13 protein-coding genes are annotated in these 15,648 nt (G+C 63.5%); 4 read left to right on the top strand and 9 right to left on the bottom strand.

Annotated features, from left to right (window positions below; all coding sequences use genetic code 11):
* Positions 1-49 precede the first annotated feature (49 nt).
* The 5 genes from PP4_RS07950 to PP4_RS07930 all read right to left on the bottom strand — a co-directional run bounded on the left by PP4_RS07950 (position 50) and on the right by PP4_RS07930 (position 3,798).
* Positions 50-862, bottom strand: coding sequence for an OmpA family protein (locus PP4_RS07950; RefSeq protein ID WP_016498687.1), 813 nt, complete (start codon positions 860-862; stop codon positions 50-52).
* Entirely contained in the window at positions 859-1,212 is a 354-nt protein-coding gene (locus PP4_RS07945; RefSeq protein ID WP_016498686.1) for a DUF4398 domain-containing protein, read from the bottom strand. Before PP4_RS07945 ends, PP4_RS07950 begins: the two co-directional genes overlap by 4 nt.
* A 9-nt stretch (positions 1,213-1,221) precedes the next feature.
* On the bottom strand, positions 1,222-2,043 hold the full coding sequence (locus PP4_RS07940; RefSeq protein WP_016498685.1) for a substrate-binding periplasmic protein: 822 nt from the start codon (positions 2,041-2,043) through the stop codon (positions 1,222-1,224).
* A gap of 75 nt (positions 2,044-2,118) precedes the next feature.
* A complete protein-coding gene (locus PP4_RS07935) occupies positions 2,119-3,048 on the bottom strand; it encodes an electron transfer flavoprotein subunit alpha/FixB family protein (protein ID WP_016498684.1) in 930 nt (309 codons plus the stop codon).
* A complete protein-coding gene (locus tag PP4_RS07930; protein ID WP_016498683.1) occupies positions 3,049-3,798 on the bottom strand; it encodes an electron transfer flavoprotein subunit beta/FixA family protein in 750 nt (249 codons plus the stop codon).
* A gap of 532 nt (positions 3,799-4,330) precedes the next feature.
* Between PP4_RS07930 and PP4_RS07925 the strand changes: the two genes are divergently transcribed.
* Positions 4,331-6,013: an electron transfer flavoprotein-ubiquinone oxidoreductase gene (locus PP4_RS07925; protein WP_080642769.1), complete on the top strand. Its 1,683-nt coding sequence runs from the start codon at positions 4,331-4,333 to the stop codon at positions 6,011-6,013.
* Positions 6,014-6,386: 373 nt separating this feature from the next.
* Here the strand turns inward: PP4_RS07925 and PP4_RS07920 are convergent, their stop codons facing one another.
* From PP4_RS07920 to PP4_RS07910, 3 genes are all read right to left on the bottom strand, one after another.
* Positions 6,387-7,712 carry an MFS transporter gene (locus PP4_RS07920; RefSeq protein ID WP_016498681.1) on the bottom strand — a complete coding sequence of 442 codons (1,326 nt, stop codon included), beginning with the start codon at positions 7,710-7,712 and terminating at the stop codon, positions 6,387-6,389.
* Between the two features lie 73 nt (positions 7,713-7,785).
* Positions 7,786-8,265 (bottom strand): response regulator, encoded by a 480-nt coding sequence (locus PP4_RS07915; RefSeq protein WP_016498680.1) that lies wholly within the window; start codon positions 8,263-8,265, stop codon positions 7,786-7,788.
* Positions 8,266-8,433: 168 nt separating this feature from the next.
* Positions 8,434-8,910 (bottom strand): sigma-70 family RNA polymerase sigma factor, encoded by a 477-nt coding sequence (locus PP4_RS07910; RefSeq protein ID WP_016498679.1) that lies wholly within the window; start codon positions 8,908-8,910, stop codon positions 8,434-8,436.
* Between the two features lie 239 nt (positions 8,911-9,149).
* On the opposite strand from PP4_RS07910, the gene PP4_RS07905 reads away from it, so the two are divergent.
* The 3 genes from PP4_RS07905 to PP4_RS07895 are packed head-to-tail and all read left to right on the top strand — an operon-like array spanning position 9,150 to position 13,712.
* Complete coding sequence (locus PP4_RS07905) at positions 9,150-10,322, top strand: efflux RND transporter periplasmic adaptor subunit (protein ID WP_016498678.1); 1,173 nt, start codon at positions 9,150-9,152, stop codon at positions 10,320-10,322.
* Positions 10,323-12,293, top strand: a complete 1,971-nt coding sequence (locus tag PP4_RS07900) for a MacB family efflux pump subunit (protein WP_016498677.1) — start codon at positions 10,323-10,325, stop codon at positions 12,291-12,293.
* Positions 12,294-12,296: 3 nt separating this feature from the next.
* On the top strand, positions 12,297-13,712 hold the full coding sequence (locus tag PP4_RS07895; RefSeq protein WP_016498676.1) for an efflux transporter outer membrane subunit: 1,416 nt from the start codon (positions 12,297-12,299) through the stop codon (positions 13,710-13,712).
* A 138-nt stretch (positions 13,713-13,850) separates the two neighbouring features.
* Here the strand turns inward: PP4_RS07895 and pvdP are convergent, their stop codons facing one another.
* A complete protein-coding gene (pvdP, locus tag PP4_RS07890) occupies positions 13,851-15,470 on the bottom strand; it encodes a pyoverdine maturation tyrosinase PvdP (RefSeq protein ID WP_016498675.1) in 1,620 nt (539 codons plus the stop codon).
* Between the last annotated feature and the right edge of the window lie 178 nt (positions 15,471-15,648).

Below are 15,648 nucleotides of genomic sequence, written 5' to 3'. Positions count from 1 at the left end.
TTAGCCGCGAACACCGGCAAAGCCGGTGCCGTCCTCCGCACGCCAGCGATCAGCGCGCAGGCGCGAGCCTGCCCTTGTCGTCGGAGAACACGATCTCCACGCGGCGGTTCTGCGCCCTGCCCCGCTCAGAGGCGTTGGCCTCGATCGGATACTGGTCGCCATAGCCCTCGACCTGCAGGCGCTTTTCGTCGATGCCAAGGTCCACCAGCATGTCGGCCACGGCCTGCGCCCGGTCGCGGGACAGTTTCAGGTTGTCTTCGGCCGCGCCAGTGCTGTCGGTATAACCTTCGATACGCACTACCCGCCGCGGGTTGAGCTGAAGGAACTGCACCAGCTTGAGCACGGTACGGCTGGCCGAATTCTTCAGCTCAGCACGGCCAGTATCAAACAGCACGTCACCCAGCGTCATCACCAGGCCACGATCAGTCTGCTCCGAAGCCAGCGCAGCGATCTGCGACTCGACCCACTTGCCCTGCTGCTGCACGCTGGCCAGCTTGGCCTCGCGCAACGCCAACTGCAGGCGCTGACGCTCGAGGTCAAGCTTGGCCTGGCGCTCCTGGTTCAGCGCCAGCTTGGCATGCTCACTGGCAATTTCACTGTAGCGCTGGCTAAGGTAAGCGTAATGACGCACATCGGAACCGGTGCCGATATAGCTGGACAGGCGCTCGGCACGGGCCAGCGACTCACCTGCGCGGATCACGTCACGTGGCGCACTGCGCAGCACATCGGAATCATCCTTGACCTTGGCGAAGGTGGCACTGGCTTCATCCAGCGCAGCAGAGCTGCGCTGGCTGGCACAACCTTGCAAGCCTGCTGCCAGCGCCAGCAACGCCAGCGCGGCCAATGGTGTACGGCGCATCATGGCTGCACCTCCAGTTGCTTGCGCAAGCGCTTGACCCGCGACTGCAGCAGTTGCAGTTGCTCTTCGCTTTTCTGGTTCAGCACCTGGGCCTCGGCCAGGCGGGCATCAAGCTCGGCCTGCTCGGCGCGCATGCGCGCATCACGGTAGTCCTGGGTCAGCATGTTGGCCTTGGCCCGGGCCAGCTTGTCTTCAGCCATGTGCAGCGTTTCGACCTGCTCGGTGGCACCTACGGCCCTGGCCTGCTCCAGTGCCTGTTCGGAAATGCGCATCTGCTCGTCAGGGGCCGGATCATTGGCGCAGCCAGCCAGGCCGAGCACGGCCAAGGCAAGGATTAGTGGTTGGGTTCTCACGCAATCTTCCTAGTGTTTGGGGGCGTCCGCCGGCACCTGCAACTGCGCTTTCCAGCGCTCGACATTACGTTGCAGGACCGCCTCGGACGCACCGGAGATCGGCAATTCTGTCAGTTTTTTTGCCAATTGCCCACGCAACCAGCTGTCATTGCATGCCGAGTTGTGCGACAGGGCCAGGTACAGGCCTGGCCGGTCCACCGGCAGGCCGCGGGCGATCAGGTCATTGTTCATGCCCAGGCTCTGGGCCATGGCCATGCCCGAATAGCGGCCAGCAAGCACATAGTCCACCTGGCCAAGCACCAGTTTCTGGAACGCCTGGGTCAGGTTCTGCGCTGGCACCAGCTTCAGCTGGGCCTTGGCAAACGCGGTAAAGGCCGGGGTCAGGCGCGCGCGTTCGGACAAGCTGCCCTGGTACTGGGCCAGGTCCGCAGGGCCATCGAAGGTCAGCGTGGCATCGTGGCGTGTCCACACCAGGTATTCGTTGAGTTGAAGGGGTGGGTGGATGTAGTCCAGCGCGGTCAGTTGTTCCACCTGCATCGGCGTATCGAGCAGCAGGTCCATACGCCCGCTGCGCACTTCCTCCAGGGCCTGGTCGCGACGGCCAGCACTTAGCACCTCCACCTTCACCCCCAGCTCGCCAGCCACCTGGCGCAGCAGGTCGACGTTGGCGCCGATCAGGTGTTTCGGGTCTTTCGGGTCCTGCCACGAATAAGGCGGAGCATCAGGGCTGCCGGTTGCCACCAGGCGCTCGCACTTGCCTGCTGCCATGGCCAATGGCGTCACCAACGCCACCATGCATGCCAGCACCCTGCCCGTTCCGCGCAACGTCATCCCTCACTCCTCAACCCATAAAAAAACCCGACCCTCAATGCGAGGGCCGGGTTCTTTATAAGTGAAGCAGGCGGATCAGACCAGCTTTTCCAGCTCCGGAACCGCTTCGAACAGGTCGGCAACCAGGCCGTAGTCGGCCACCTGGAAGATCGGCGCCTCTTCGTCCTTGTTGATCGCAACGATCACTTTGGAGTCTTTCATGCCGGCCAGGTGCTGGATCGCACCGGAGATACCGACGGCGATGTACAGCTGTGGCGCAACGATCTTGCCGGTCTGGCCGACCTGCATGTCGTTCGGCACGAAGCCTGCGTCGACCGCAGCGCGCGAAGCGCCGACGGCCGCGCCGAGCTTGTCGGCCAGGCTGTACAGGTGCTTGAAGTTGTCACCGTTGCCCATGCCGCGGCCGCCGGAAACGACGATCTTGGCAGCGGTCAGCTCTGGGCGGTCGGACTTGGCCAGCTCTTCACCGACAAAGGCCGAGATACCGGCGTTGTGCGCGGCACTCACCGCTTCAACAGCAGCCGAGCCACCTTCGGCAGCGACTGGGTCGAAGCCGGTGGTACGCACGGTGATGACCTTGATCGAAGCGCTCGATTGCACGGTGGCAATGGCGTTACCGGCATAGATCGGGCGCTTGAAGGTGTCGGCGGACTCGACCGAGACGATCTCGGAGATCTGGTCCACGTCCAGCAGCGCGGCAACGCGCGGCAGGATGTTCTTGCCATTGGTGGTGGCCGGGGCCAGCACGTGGCTGTAGCCCTTTGCCAGCTCGACGATCAGCGGCGCGACGTTTTCCGGCAGCGCGTGGGCGTAGGCGGCGTTATCGGCCACCAGCACCTTGGCCACACCAGCGATCTTGGCAGCGGATTCGGCAACGCCACCGACGTTCTGGCCTGCGACCAGCACGTGCACATCACCACCGATCTTGGCGGCTGCGGCGACAGTGTTCAGGGTGGACGGGGCTACTGCACCGTTTTCGTATTCAGCGACAACCAGGATAGTCATTTAGATTACCTTCGCTTCGTTCTTCAGCTTCTCGACCAGTTCGGCCACCGACTTGACCTTGATGCCAGCGCTGCGGGCAGCCGGCGCTTCAACTTTCAGGGTCTTGTTGGTGGAGGCGAGGGAAACGCCCAGCGCGTCTGGAGTAACGGTCTCCAGCGGCTTCTTCTTGGCCTTCATGATGTTCGGCAGCGACGCATAGCGTGGCTCGTTCAGGCGCAGGTCGGTGGTAACGATGGCTGGCAGGTTCAGCGACACGGTCTGCAGGCCGCCATCGATTTCACGGGTGACGTTCAGCTTGTCGCCGGCGACTTCCACCTTGGAGGCGAAGGTGCCCTGGGCGTAGCCGGTCAGCGCAGCCAGCATCTGGCCGGTCTGGTTGTTGTCGCTGTCGATGGCCTGCTTGCCAAGAATGACCAGCTGAGGCTGCTCCTTGTCGACAACGGCTTTCAGCGCCTTGGCCACCGCCAGGGAGTTCAGCTCGTCAGCGGCTTCTACCAGGATGGCACGGTCGGCACCCAGGGCCAGGGCGGTACGCAGTTGCTCCTGGGCAGTGGTCGGGCCGACGGAAACGACGACGATCTCGGTCGCAACGCCTTTTTCCTTCAGGCGTACGGCCTCTTCCACGGCGATTTCGCAGAAGGGGTTCATGGACATCTTGACGTTAGCAAGGTCGACGCCGGAGTTGTCCGCCTTGACGCGAACCTTGACGTTGTAGTCGACCACTCGTTTGACAGCTACAAGAACCTTCATGGATTCCTCGTTACTCTCCGGTGAATAGATAGTCGCCTGGGGCTGAGCCCGGCGATGCGCGTGGGTACAAGGGCACCTCTAAAAACGTACCGGGAGCCAGTATCTTCACTGTGACCGAACAGTCTTGTCCGGACTCTTGCGACAAATACTCACGGGTGATTTTCTGTCGTGGCGTGTAAACTCCACTACAAACCGGCCCAAGGCCGCAAAACCCTGCTCCACACCTGGTCTTTAGAGGTGTACCTGCGCCCGGCTGCAAGCCTACGGCGAACGTAAAACCGCTCGTATCTTGACCGTAACACCCCATCCGGTCAATACGGCAAATCGGTCACCCTCCAGCCGTGTTCCTGTGATTTTACTGGCCTGCGGCAAATTCAAACAAACGTTTGTATTGGACCCGCCAAGTGGTGTAGATATAATGCGCGGCCAAGACAAAACGGTGTAGTCCGTCATTTGCGCAGCTACAGTTTCGCTCCCGTGATGAGCCACTGTGCGCAAGCACCCATAAGACAAAGCAACAGCACGAGCCTTGATGAGTAGGAGAGAACCAGTGGAACGCGAATACATGGAATTCGACGTGGTCATCGTCGGCGCCGGCCCGGCAGGCCTGTCCGCCGCCTGCCGCCTGAAGCAGAAGGCCGCCGAAGCCGGTAGCGAAATCAGCGTCTGCGTGGTGGAAAAAGGCTCTGAAGTCGGCGCCCACATCCTCTCCGGCGCGGTGTTCGAACCCCGCGCCCTGAACGAACTGTTCCCCGACTGGAAAGAGCTCGGCGCACCGCTGAACACCGAAGTGAAGCGCGACGACATCTATGTGCTCAAGGATGCCGGCAGCGCCACCAAGGTGCCGGACCTGTTCGTGCCCAAGACCATGCACAACCATGGCAACTACATCATCTCGCTGGGCAACCTGTGCCGCTGGCTGGCCCAGCAGGCCGAGAACCTGGGCGTGGAAATCTACCCGGGCTTCGCCGCCCAGGAAGCGCTGTTCGACGACAACGGCGTGGTCCGCGGCATCGTCACCGGCGACCTCGGTGTCGACCGCGAAGGCAACCCGAAGGAAGGCCTGTACACCCCGGGCATGGAACTGCGTGCCAAGTACACCCTGTTTGCCGAAGGCTGCCGTGGCCACATCGGCAAGCAGCTGATCAAGCGCTTCAACCTCGACAGCGAGTCCGATGTCCAGCATTACGGCATCGGCCTGAAAGAAATCTGGGAAATCGACCCGGCCAAGCACGAGCAGGGCCTGGTGGTGCACACCGCCGGCTGGCCGCTGGACGTGGTAGCCAAGGACAACACCGGTGGCTCGTTCCTCTATCACCTGGAAAACAACCAGGTGGTGGTCGGCCTGATCGTCGACCTGTCCTACGCCAACCCGTACCTGTCGCCGTTCGACGAATTCCAGCGCCTGAAGCACCACCCGGTGATGAAGCAGTACCTCGAAGGCGGCAAGCGCATCAGCTATGGCGCCCGCGCCATCTGCAAAGGCGGCCTGAACTCGCTGCCGAAGATGGTGTTCAACGGTGGGGCGTTGATCGGTTGCGACCTGGGCACCCTGAACTTCTCCAAGATCAAGGGCAGCCACACCGCGATGAAATCGGGCATGCTCGCGGCCGAAGCAGTAGCGGACGCACTGATCGCTGGCAGCGAGGGGGGCGATGCGCTGAACACTTACGTTGACGCCTTCAAGGCCAGCTGGCTGCACGAAGAACTGTTCGCCAGCCGTAACTTCGGCCCTGCGCTGCACAAGTTCGGCCCACTGTTTGGTGGTGCATTCAACTACGTCGACCAGAACTGGTTCGGCGGCAAGCTGCCGTTCACCCTGCACGACACCAAGCCGGACTACGCCTGCCTCAAGCTGGCTGCCGACTCGAAAAAGATCGACTACCCGAAACCGGACGGCAAGCTGAGCTTCGACAAGCTCAGCTCGGTATTCCTCTCCAGTACCAACCATGAAGAGGAACAACCCTGCCACCTGAAGCTGACCGACCCGAGTATCCCGATCGCCAGCAACCTGCCGCTGTACGACGAGCCTGCCCAGCGCTATTGCCCGGCAGGCGTGTACGAAGTGGTCACCCAGGAAGACGGCAACAAGCGCTTCCAGATCAACGCGCAGAACTGCGTGCACTGCAAGACCTGCGACATCAAGGACCCGGCCCAGAACATCACCTGGGTCACCCCTGAAGGCGCTGGCGGGCCGAACTACCCGAACATGTAAGGCCTCTGCCCTGGCGGCAACAAAAAGCCCCCGGTTCTCACGAGCCGGGGGCTTTTTGTTGCGAGTATGCGTCTGGGCTGCGAGATGCTCGCCGTGAGAGGTGCAGCGCCTATCAGATCGATCGCCGCCCGCGCGGCGCATCGCGAGCTACGCTCGCTCCTACGCTTGTTTCGGGCCAAATATTTTTGGGGAATTTGCGCGCGTGCGCCTTGGTACATGTCTCGATATCGCGTCGTACAAACAAGACGGTCGCGCGCACCTGTCACAGGCGTTACTGGCCGAAAATAAACGTAGGAGCGAGCGTAGCTCGCGATGCGCCGCGCGGGCGGCGCTCGGTGTATGCCCTGCTACACACCCCAAGACATGTACTTGCTCATTTGTCACCACACATGATCGGGATCGGCTCCGCAGTAAACGTCAATGACTCGCGGCGCCCGAAATACAGGGCCGTCAGCAGCCCCACCGTACCCATGATCAGACAAAAGCCGACACACACCCACGGGCTCCACGGCATCAGCGCGATCAATGCCAGCGGCGTGGTACTGGCCCACAGTGCGTAGGCCACGTTATAGGTGAAGGAAATACCCGAAACCCGGATCTCGGCGGGGAACAACCCGACCATCACCGACGGCACCACCCCCACCACGCCGCAGGACAGCCCTGCCAGCGCGTAGGCCAGCCAGGTCATGCCCCACTGCCCATTCAGGCTGGCGTACAACGCGCCGATGCCCAGCGGCAGCAGCACGCTGTAAAGCATCAGCGCACGCCAGGCGCCCACGCGGTCAACCAGCAGGCCGGCGAGTACGCAGCCGATATTGAGGAAGACGATGCCCACACTGCTCAGGGCAAAGGTGTGCCCGGGGCTCATGCCGAAGCGCTGCTGCATCACCGTCGGAGTTATCACCACCAGCACCACAACGGCAGAGGTCAACACGCAAGTCAGCAGCGCCGCCGGAATCAGCGCACGGCGGTGCTCGCCCAGTACCCGCCGCAGCGGGAACTTCACCGGCTGTTCCTGACGTGCGCGCAAGGCCAGGAACACCGGTGTTTCGCTCAGCCAGCGGCGTAGCCACACGCCAACCACGCCAAACACCCCACCCAGCAGGAACGGGTAACGCCAGGCGTAGTCGAGGATTTCCTGCGGTGTGAATACTTGCGCCAGCAAGGTCGCGGTCAGCGCCCCCAGCAGGTAACCGAAGGTCAGCCCGGCCTGCAGGAAGCCCAAGGCATAACCGCGTCGGCCGGCCGGCGCGTGCTCGGCAACGAAGGTCCAGGCACTCGGCACCTCACCCCCCACCGCCGCACCCTGGAAGATACGCAGCGCCAGCAGAATCAGCGGCGCGGCATAGCCGATGTCGGCATAGGTCGGCATCACGCCGATCAGCAGGCACGGCAGGGCCATCATCAGAATGCTCAGGCTGAACACACGTTTACGCCCCAGGTGGTCCGCAAAGTGCGCCATCAGGATGCCGCCCAGCGGCCGCGCAAGGTAACCGGTGACGAAGATGCCGAAGCTTTGCAGCAGGCGCAGCCACTCGGGCATTTCGGGCGGGAAGAACAGCTGGCTGAGGGTCAGCGCAAAGAACACGAAAATGATGAAGTCGTAGATTTCCAGCGCGCCGCCCAGTGCCGCCAGGCCCAGGGTCCGGTGATCGCCGCGGCTGAACCGGGGCGGGCGAGCGGTATCGATGGCAGTCATGGCAGGGGTCCGCAAATCGGCAAAGGGCAAGAGGATAACAAATAGCTGCCCCCTTGCCCTGCACGCAGCGCCGCTAGCGGTTGAACACCGTGTGCGCGAAGTTGGCCCGCGGCCGTGGCCGCGCCGCGGTAGCCGGCATGCTGCCCGGCAGCGGCAACTTGCCGACCACCAGTGGCGCGTCGATGATCGCCATGAATGACTCCAGCGCCTCGTTATCAGGCACCTGCGGGAGGCTCAGGCTGACCGCCTGGCGTTCGGTCTGCGGTACTGAAGGCACTTTCAACTGACTGGAGTGGTAAAGCAGGGCGTGCTGGATCTGCGTGCTGACGCGGCAGAAGCGCGCCAGGTCGACCCCGGCATGATTGGCCAGCTCGATATTGCCCAGCAGCAGATGAAAAGGCTGCAAGGCGCAATGAACAAGGCGCTGGAGCTCCTCGAAGCTTTCCACGGGGGCGATCCGGTAATAGCCCAGGCCATTGAGCAACCGCTCCAGCTGCAGGCGCTGGCACGGGTGTGCGTCGGCGATGAGGATGCGCAGGGTCTTGTTTGCCATGGTGGGACCTGGGCAGTTGGGTAATGGGTACGCTCCATGACCATACTGCGCCAGTAACGGCTACTGCCAAGGCCATGCCTGGCAGCGGTCTTCTTTGATAGAAGTCGGGAAACCCGCATAAATCAAGTGATTGACTGACGGAATTTGCATTTGCCTTTAAGCCGGCCTTTACGATTCCCACTCGCGCATGCGTAGTCGGCAGTGCTTCATCGCATTGACGATGTGTTTCTCCACCATGCTGCGGGATATGCCCAGGTGTTCGGCAATTTGCGGGTGCGACAGGCCATCGAGCTTGCGCAGCAGGAAGCAGTCGCGACACACCTTGCTCAGCTCATCCAGTGCACGCTGCATCAACGCCAGCCGCTGATCAAGCTGCAAGTCATGGGCCGGCGCCGCCGTGTGCCAGCGCTCGTCGCTATCCAGTACTTCCAGCGGCTCGGCTTGGCGCACCTGATATCGCCGGTGGCGGTCAACCACCAGATTGAGCGCCGTGCGGTAGAGGAAGGCGCGTGGGTGCTCGATACGCTCGGCATCGGTGCGCTCCAGCACCCGCAGGTAAGCATCGTGCGCCACATCCTCGGCGGCCTGACGACTGCCCAGGCGTGCGGAGAGGAAACCCACCAGTTCGCGATAGTAATGTTCCACGACGATACCTGAGATGTCCTGCCAGCTTTTGCCAGAAAGCCCTTTCAGGCAGCAGTGCAGGACCGAGTGATGTCAACGTGCGATCTTACAAATTATAATTATTCTCAGCAACAAGCGCGGCTGGCCACATGTTAGCCCGCCCCCCTGCTAAATCCCCCGCTACCGCTTTCGTCTATCTGGCACCCGGTCCGCGCCCGCCACTTGATGCGCGCCCCCACACCCCTTGGCTGGATGTCTGCATGAGACCTTTAACCAACACCCGTCGCCGTGCCCTGCTCACGGGCCTGGGCTTGCTCGGCCTCGGCAGCCTGCTGGCCTTGAAGGCCCTGCCCTACGGCGCCCAGCCGTTGAGCACGGTCGCCGTGACCCGCGCTGATATCGAGAGCAGCGTTACCGCGCTGGGTACTTTGCAACCGAGACGTTACGTGGATGTTGGCGCCCAGGCCTCCGGCCAGATCCACAAGCTGCACGTTGAAGTTGGCGACACCGTGCGCAAGGGCCAGCTGCTGGTCGAGATCGACCCCTCCACCCAGCAAGCGCGTCTGGATGCCGGGCGCTTCTCTATCGACAACCTCAAGGCCCAGTTGGCCGAACAGCGCGCGCAATACCTGCTGGCCCAGCAGCAGCTCAAGCGCCAGCGCGACTTGGCCGCCGCTGGCGCCACCCGCGATGAAGACGTGCAAACCGCCTTCGCGCAGATGAAGGTCACCCAGGCGCGCATCGACATGTTCCTGGCGCAGATCCGCCAGGCCCAGGCCAGCCTGCGAAGCGACGAAGCCGAATTGGGCTACACGCGCATCTACGCCCCCATGGACGGCACGGTGGTGGCGGTTGATGCCCGCGAAGGGCAAACCCTCAACGCCCAGCAGCAAACCCCGTTGATCCTGCGCATCGCCAGGCTCTCGCCGATGACCGTGTGGGCACAGGTGTCGGAGGCCGACATTGGCAAGGTCAAACCAGGCATGACCGCCTATTTCACCACCCTGGCAGGGGGCAAGCGCCGCTGGACCAGCACCGTGCGGCAAGTGCTGCCAATCCCGCCCAAACCACTGGAACAGGCCAGCCAGGGCGGCGGCAGCCCGGCCAGCGTCAGCAATGGCAGTGCCGGCAGCCAGGTTGTGCAATACAGCGTGCTGCTGGATGTCGACAACCCGGACGGCGCGCTGATGGCCGAGATGACCACGCAGGTGTTCTTCGTCGCTGGCAAGGCCAGCCAGGTGCTGACGGTACCGCTGGCTGCGCTGGATGACGGTGACGGCGTGCGCCTGGCGCACGTGCTGACGGGGGACGGCAAGGTGGAACAGCGTCAGGTACGCACCGGGCTCAGTGACCGGCTGCGGGTACAGGTGCTGGACGGCCTCAACGAAGGCGAGCGCCTGGTCATCGGCGCCCCCGCCGTGAGCGGAGGCTGAATGAGCACACCTTTGATCGAGCTGATCGACATCCGCAAGTCCTACGGCGGTGTGGGTACCCCCAAAGTCGATATCCTCCATGGCATCAGCCTCAGCATCCACCCCGGCGAGTTCGTCGCCATCGTCGGAGCCTCAGGCTCGGGCAAATCGACCCTGATGAACATCCTTGGTTGCCTCGACCGCCCAACCTCTGGCAGCTACCGCTTTGCCGGCAAAGATGTGGCTGAACTGGATAGCGATGAACTGGCCTGGTTGCGCCGCGAAGCATTTGGCTTCGTGTTCCAGGGCTACCACCTGATCCCCTCGGGCTCGGCCCAGGAAAACGTCGAGATGCCGGCCATCTATGCCGGCATTGACGCCAGCGAACGCCACGCCCGCGCCAGCGCCCTGCTCGGCCGCCTGGGCCTGGCCAGCCGCACCGGCAACCGCCCGCACCAGCTGTCCGGCGGCCAGCAGCAAAGGGTTTCGATTGCTCGCGCACTGATGAACGGCGGCCATATCATCCTCGCCGACGAGCCCACCGGCGCCCTCGACAGCCACAGCGGCACCGAGGTGATGGCACTGCTCGACGAACTGGCCAGCCAGGGCCATGTGATCATCCTGATTACCCATGATCGCGAAGTGGCCGCGCGGGCGCAGCGGGTGATCGAGATCCGCGACGGCCTGATCATCGGTGACTCGGCCGGCGAACAGCCGGCGATCGACCAAGGCCAAGACCAAGGCCTGCAAGCCGAACAGTTGCGCCAGCGCCTGGACCGTGGCGCTACCCTGCGCGGAGCATGGAAGGGTGAACTGCTCGAAGCCCTGCAAGCAGCCTGGCGGGTCATGTGGGTCAACCGCTTCCGGACCGCCCTGACCCTGCTGGGTATCGTCATCGGCGTGGCCTCGGTGGTGGTGATGCTGGCCGTGGGCGAAGGCAGCAAGCGTCAGGTCATGGCACAGATGGCCGCCTTTGGCTCCAACATCCTCTACCTCAATGGCAAGCCGGCGACGCTTGGCGAGCCTGCCGGCACCATCACCCTTGATGATGTGGCAGCCATTGGCGAACTGCCGCAGGTCAAGCATGTGATGCCGGTGATTGGCGAAAAACTGATGGTGCGCCATGGCAACAACAGTCAGAGATTCTACGTGGGTGGCAATAACACCTTTTTCCCGGAGATCTTCAACTGGCCGGCGGCCCAAGGCAGCTTCTACAGCGAAAGCGACGAAGCCAATGCGGCCGCCGTGGCCGTGATCGGCCAGAAAGTGCGGGAGAAAATGCTCGACCCAGGGCGCGATCCGCTGGGGCAGTACATCCTGATCGGCAATGTGCCCTTCCAGGTGATCGGCATCCTGGCTGGCAAAGGCGCAAGCTCCGGCGACCAGGACAGCGATGGGCGCATCGCCGTGCCCTACTCTGCCGCCGCCATCCGCCTGTTCGGCCAGCGCGACCCGGACTACATCGCCGTCGCTGCCCTTGATTCTACCCGGGTCAACCAGGCCGAAGCAGCCATCGACCAGCTGTTGCGCCAACGCCACAATGGCCGCCAGGACTTCGAGCTGACCAATGACGCGGCACTGATCCAGGCCGAAGCGCGCACGCAGAACAGCCTGTCGCTGATGCTGGGGGCGATCGCCGCAATCTCGCTGCTGGTAGGCGGCATCGGCGTAATGAACATCATGCTGATGACCGTACGCGAGCGTACCCGGGAAATCGGTATCCGCATGGCCACCGGCGCGCGACAGCGCGACATTCTGCGCCAGTTCCTCAGCGAGGCGGTAATGCTGTCTATGGTCGGCGGCCTGGCTGGCATTGTACTGGCCCTGGCCATTGGCGGCGGCCTGATGCTGGCCGAGGTGGCAGTAGCCTTTGCCCTGCCAGCCATGCTCGGTGCCTTTGCCTGCGCCGTCGTCACCGGCATCGTGTTCGGCTTCATGCCGGCGCGCAAGGCCGCCCGCCTCGATCCGGTCAAAGCCCTTACCAGCGAATAACCCATGACATTGCCTAGCCGTATCAGCCTGTTGACGTTGTGCCTGCCCCTTTGTGCAACCATTGCCGCCTGCAGCAGTCCCCCCACGCCTACCAGTGGAATCGTCGCGCCACCTGCCTGGCAAGGCGATGCCGCAGCGCCTTCGGCCCACTTGCCCGCAGCACGGTGGTGGCACAGCTTCGCCAGTCGCGAGCTGGACCGCCTGGTACAGCACGCCCTGGTCAACGCCCACGATCTGGCTGCTGCCACGGCGCGCGTACGCCAGGCCCAGGCCCGCGCGCTCATTGCAGGCGCACCCTTGTTGCCAGAACTGCAACTGGACCTGAACGGCAGCCGCCAGCGCCTGCTGCATGGCGAAGGCAATGACCAGTTGGACGTAAGCCGTAACGCGCCCACCAGCACATCGTTCGACGCGCAGCTTAGCGCCCGCTACGAAATCGACTTCTGGGGTGGCCTGCGGGCAACGCGCGACAACGCCCTGCGCAGCCTCGACGCCAGCCGCTTCGACCGCCAGACGGTGGAGCTGACCCTGGTCAGCGCAGTCGCCGACAGTTACCTGCAGGGCCTGGCCCTGGAAGAGCAGCTGCGCATTGCCCGCCTCAACCTGCGCAATGCCCAGGACGTGCTAGGCCTGGTAGAGACGCGCCAGCGTAGCGGCTCCGCCACGCGTCTGGAACTGGCCCAGCAGCGCAGTCTGGTGGCCACCCAGCAACGCCAGCTGCCATTGCTGGAGCAGAAATGGCAAGACAGCCGGGTTACGCTGGCAACACTGCTCGGCGAACCCGTGCAGTCGCTGCCCGCCAGCCCGGAAGCGATCGATGCGTTGCACTGGCCGACCATTGGCAGCGGTCTACCCAGCGAACTGCTCACACGCCGCCCGGACATTGCCGCAGCAGAAGCGCGGCTGGCTGCAGCCAGCGCCAATGTGCAGGTCGCCCGCGCCGCCATGCTCCCCAAGCTGACCCTGGGGGCCAACCTGGGCGCTGGCGCCAATACCTTTGCCCACTTGTTCGACAGCTCGTACTACACCCTCACCAGCGGCCTGGTTGCGCCGATTTTCAACAACGGCCGACTACGCGCTGCCCGAGAGCTGGCCGAGGCTGAACAGGAAGAATTGCTGGAGACCTACCGCAGCAGCATCCTGGCGGGCTTTGCCGATGTCGAGAAAGCACTCAATGCGATCCACGGTGTGGACCAGCAGCGGCAATGGCAGGATGAGGAGGTGCAGCAGGCACGACTGGCATTCGACCTTGCTCAGCAGCGTTACGGCGCGGGGGCCGAGACCTTGTTGAGCGTGCTTGAAACCCAGCGCACGTTGTATGTGGCGCAGGACCAGCAGGCGCAACTGCGCCTGGCCCGCCTGCAGGCTAGCGTGGCGTTGTACAAAGCATTGGGTGGGGGGTGGCAGGTCGAACGTTAGTCCAGGTCGCCTTCGGGGGCCGCCGCGCAGCCCAATCGCGACGCATGGCCGCACCCACATTGACCGCGCAAGATTCAAGCGGTGCGCCGACCTGTGGGAGCGGCCTTGTGACGCGATTGGGGCGCAACGCGCCGCCAGTCAGCCCGAACGCTGCGCCACCCTGAGGTTACGCGCATACCAAGGCCGCTTAGGTACTTTGGGCTGCAACTTGTCGAACAGGTCTTCATCACTGTAAATGATGCGCAATGCCAGCTTCATCGTCTCCGGGTCCATCTCCACGCTGCGCCCGGGCCGTAGACCCGGTACGGTCGAGCAACCGTGGGTGTCCGGCCCCAGCCACGGGTCTGCCACCTCGACCCAACGCCCCGGCGCAAACCACTGCACACCGTTAACCTCCAGCCGCCGCACCTCGCCCGGGTGCAGCCGCTCATGGGCACGGAACCAGTCTTCGATACGGTCGTCGATCCAGCCGTGAAAATGCCAGAACACCGGGTTCACATGAGAAGAAAACGGGTCTCCGAGAAAGTCGTTGTCCGCCGCGAACCAGCGTTCGGCAAAATCGTCCGGGGTGCGCGCCGTCGGCACCGGCATGCCGTTGGAAGGGTCCCGCGGCACCGATGCCCAGCGCATGTGCAACCAGTCATGCAGGCCCAGTTCCACCTCCGAGCCGAACTGGCCCAAGGTCAGGCTGCTCAAGTAATCCGGGTCGGTGTAGCGCGATTCCCATACCTGGAAATTGCCGTGGAAGGTATCCGGTGACTTGATGTCACGTACCCACTGGGTGTACTCCTCGTCATCACTGGCCAGCCAGGTGGGTGGCAGGGCATTGCCGTCGTGGTTATCGAAGTAGCGGGCAAAGCCTGCCCGGTCACGCTCCAGCTCCGGTTGTGGCAACGGAAAGCGCGGCCAGGAAGGCAGGTCCTGGATGGCACGGGCGCTGCCAAGCATGTGCCGGTGCATGAAGAAGAAGTCCTCACCCGAACCGTTGCGGTCCTTGTGCCGCCCGCGTGCGTCACGCTCGCGGTCACGCGGCCCCGGTTGCCAGCCAAGGCCACGCAGGGCCTTCTGCTTGCCCTTGTCCAGCTTGTGCCATTTGTCCCGCGAGGAGTGCCACAACTGATGAAAAAGGCGATGCTCCGGCGCAATGAGCCAGGCCAGCAGTCGAGGGTTCAGCGGGGTTCGTTCGCGCGCTTCGGGGAAGGTGCGTTTCAACGCCAGGAAGTGGTTGTCCTCCACCGGCAATGTCAGCGCACGGTCCATGCGCGCAATGTGCCCGTTGAGGGTTGCCGGACCGGCATTGCCGAACCGCCCCCAGACTTCATCGAGTACGATGTGGCATTCATAGCGCGCCTGGGCCGAAAACAGCCGCCAGCGCACGGTGCCTGGCTTGTCCGCCAGAAGGTCGCCGACCACCCGGTAGCGCGGCTCCTCGTCCCCACGCAGGCGCTCTGGAGTGTCCAGGTAACCGCGCAGTGCACGACCGCTGGCTGCCACATCCAGGAACAACTCCAGTTCACCTCCCGGCAGGCCATCCAGCCCCGCGTCCTTGCCCTGCAGGGTCCAGCGCCAGATGCCGCGCAGGGTATCACCCAACTGCTGCAAGGCGGTGTCGGCCAGCTCGACCACGGCCTCGCCAGGGGTTTGCGGAAACGCTTCGGCATCCCGCTGGCGCTGCACATACAACGCACCCAGCGCGCCAGGTACCACCACACCCGTCAATGCCACACCGGCGATGAAACCGCGTCGGGAAATCGTCATTGCTTACCTGTGCATTCATTGCGGCCATGGAGCACGGCCCGTCCAAGGCTAGAACGTTGCACGGACAGCGAAATTTAACGGCGCATGGCCAAGGACGCTGGCTAAATTTTGCGGGTGCGAGCTCGTTCATTGCAGGTAGCGGCGGCCTCTGTGCCCATCCCTGACGGTGAACCTACTG

The organism is Pseudomonas putida NBRC 14164 (assembly GCF_000412675.1).
Lineage (GTDB): Bacteria > Pseudomonadota > Gammaproteobacteria > Pseudomonadales > Pseudomonadaceae > Aquipseudomonas > Aquipseudomonas putida.
Note: the sequence above shows the minus strand (reverse complement) of the source record. Positions and strands in the feature narration are given on the sequence as shown.

What these genes read in the sequence shown, in the direction of transcription:
- PP4_RS07950 (WP_016498687.1), bottom strand. Translation starts at nt 862, where the DNA reads ATGATGCGCCGTACACCATTGGCCGCGCTGGCGTTGCTGGCGCTGGCA.
- PP4_RS07940 (WP_016498685.1), bottom strand. Translation starts at nt 2,043, where the DNA reads ATGACGTTGCGCGGAACGGGCAGGGTGCTGGCATGCATGGTGGCGTTG.
- PP4_RS07935 (WP_016498684.1), bottom strand. Translation starts at nt 3,048, where the DNA reads ATGACTATCCTGGTTGTCGCTGAATACGAAAACGGTGCAGTAGCCCCG.
- PP4_RS07930 (WP_016498683.1), bottom strand. Translation starts at nt 3,798, where the DNA reads ATGAAGGTTCTTGTAGCTGTCAAACGAGTGGTCGACTACAACGTCAAG.
- PP4_RS07925 (WP_080642769.1), top strand. Translation starts at nt 4,331, where the DNA reads ATGAGTAGGAGAGAACCAGTGGAACGCGAATACATGGAATTCGACGTG.
- PP4_RS07920 (WP_016498681.1), bottom strand. Translation starts at nt 7,712, where the DNA reads ATGACTGCCATCGATACCGCTCGCCCGCCCCGGTTCAGCCGCGGCGAT.
- PP4_RS07915 (WP_016498680.1), bottom strand. Translation starts at nt 8,265, where the DNA reads ATGGCAAACAAGACCCTGCGCATCCTCATCGCCGACGCACACCCGTGC.
- PP4_RS07905 (WP_016498678.1), top strand. Translation starts at nt 9,150, where the DNA reads ATGAGACCTTTAACCAACACCCGTCGCCGTGCCCTGCTCACGGGCCTG.
- PP4_RS07900 (WP_016498677.1), top strand. Translation starts at nt 10,323, where the DNA reads ATGAGCACACCTTTGATCGAGCTGATCGACATCCGCAAGTCCTACGGC.
- PP4_RS07895 (WP_016498676.1), top strand. Translation starts at nt 12,297, where the DNA reads ATGACATTGCCTAGCCGTATCAGCCTGTTGACGTTGTGCCTGCCCCTT.
- pvdP (WP_016498675.1), bottom strand. Translation starts at nt 15,470, where the DNA reads ATGACGATTTCCCGACGCGGTTTCATCGCCGGTGTGGCATTGACGGGT.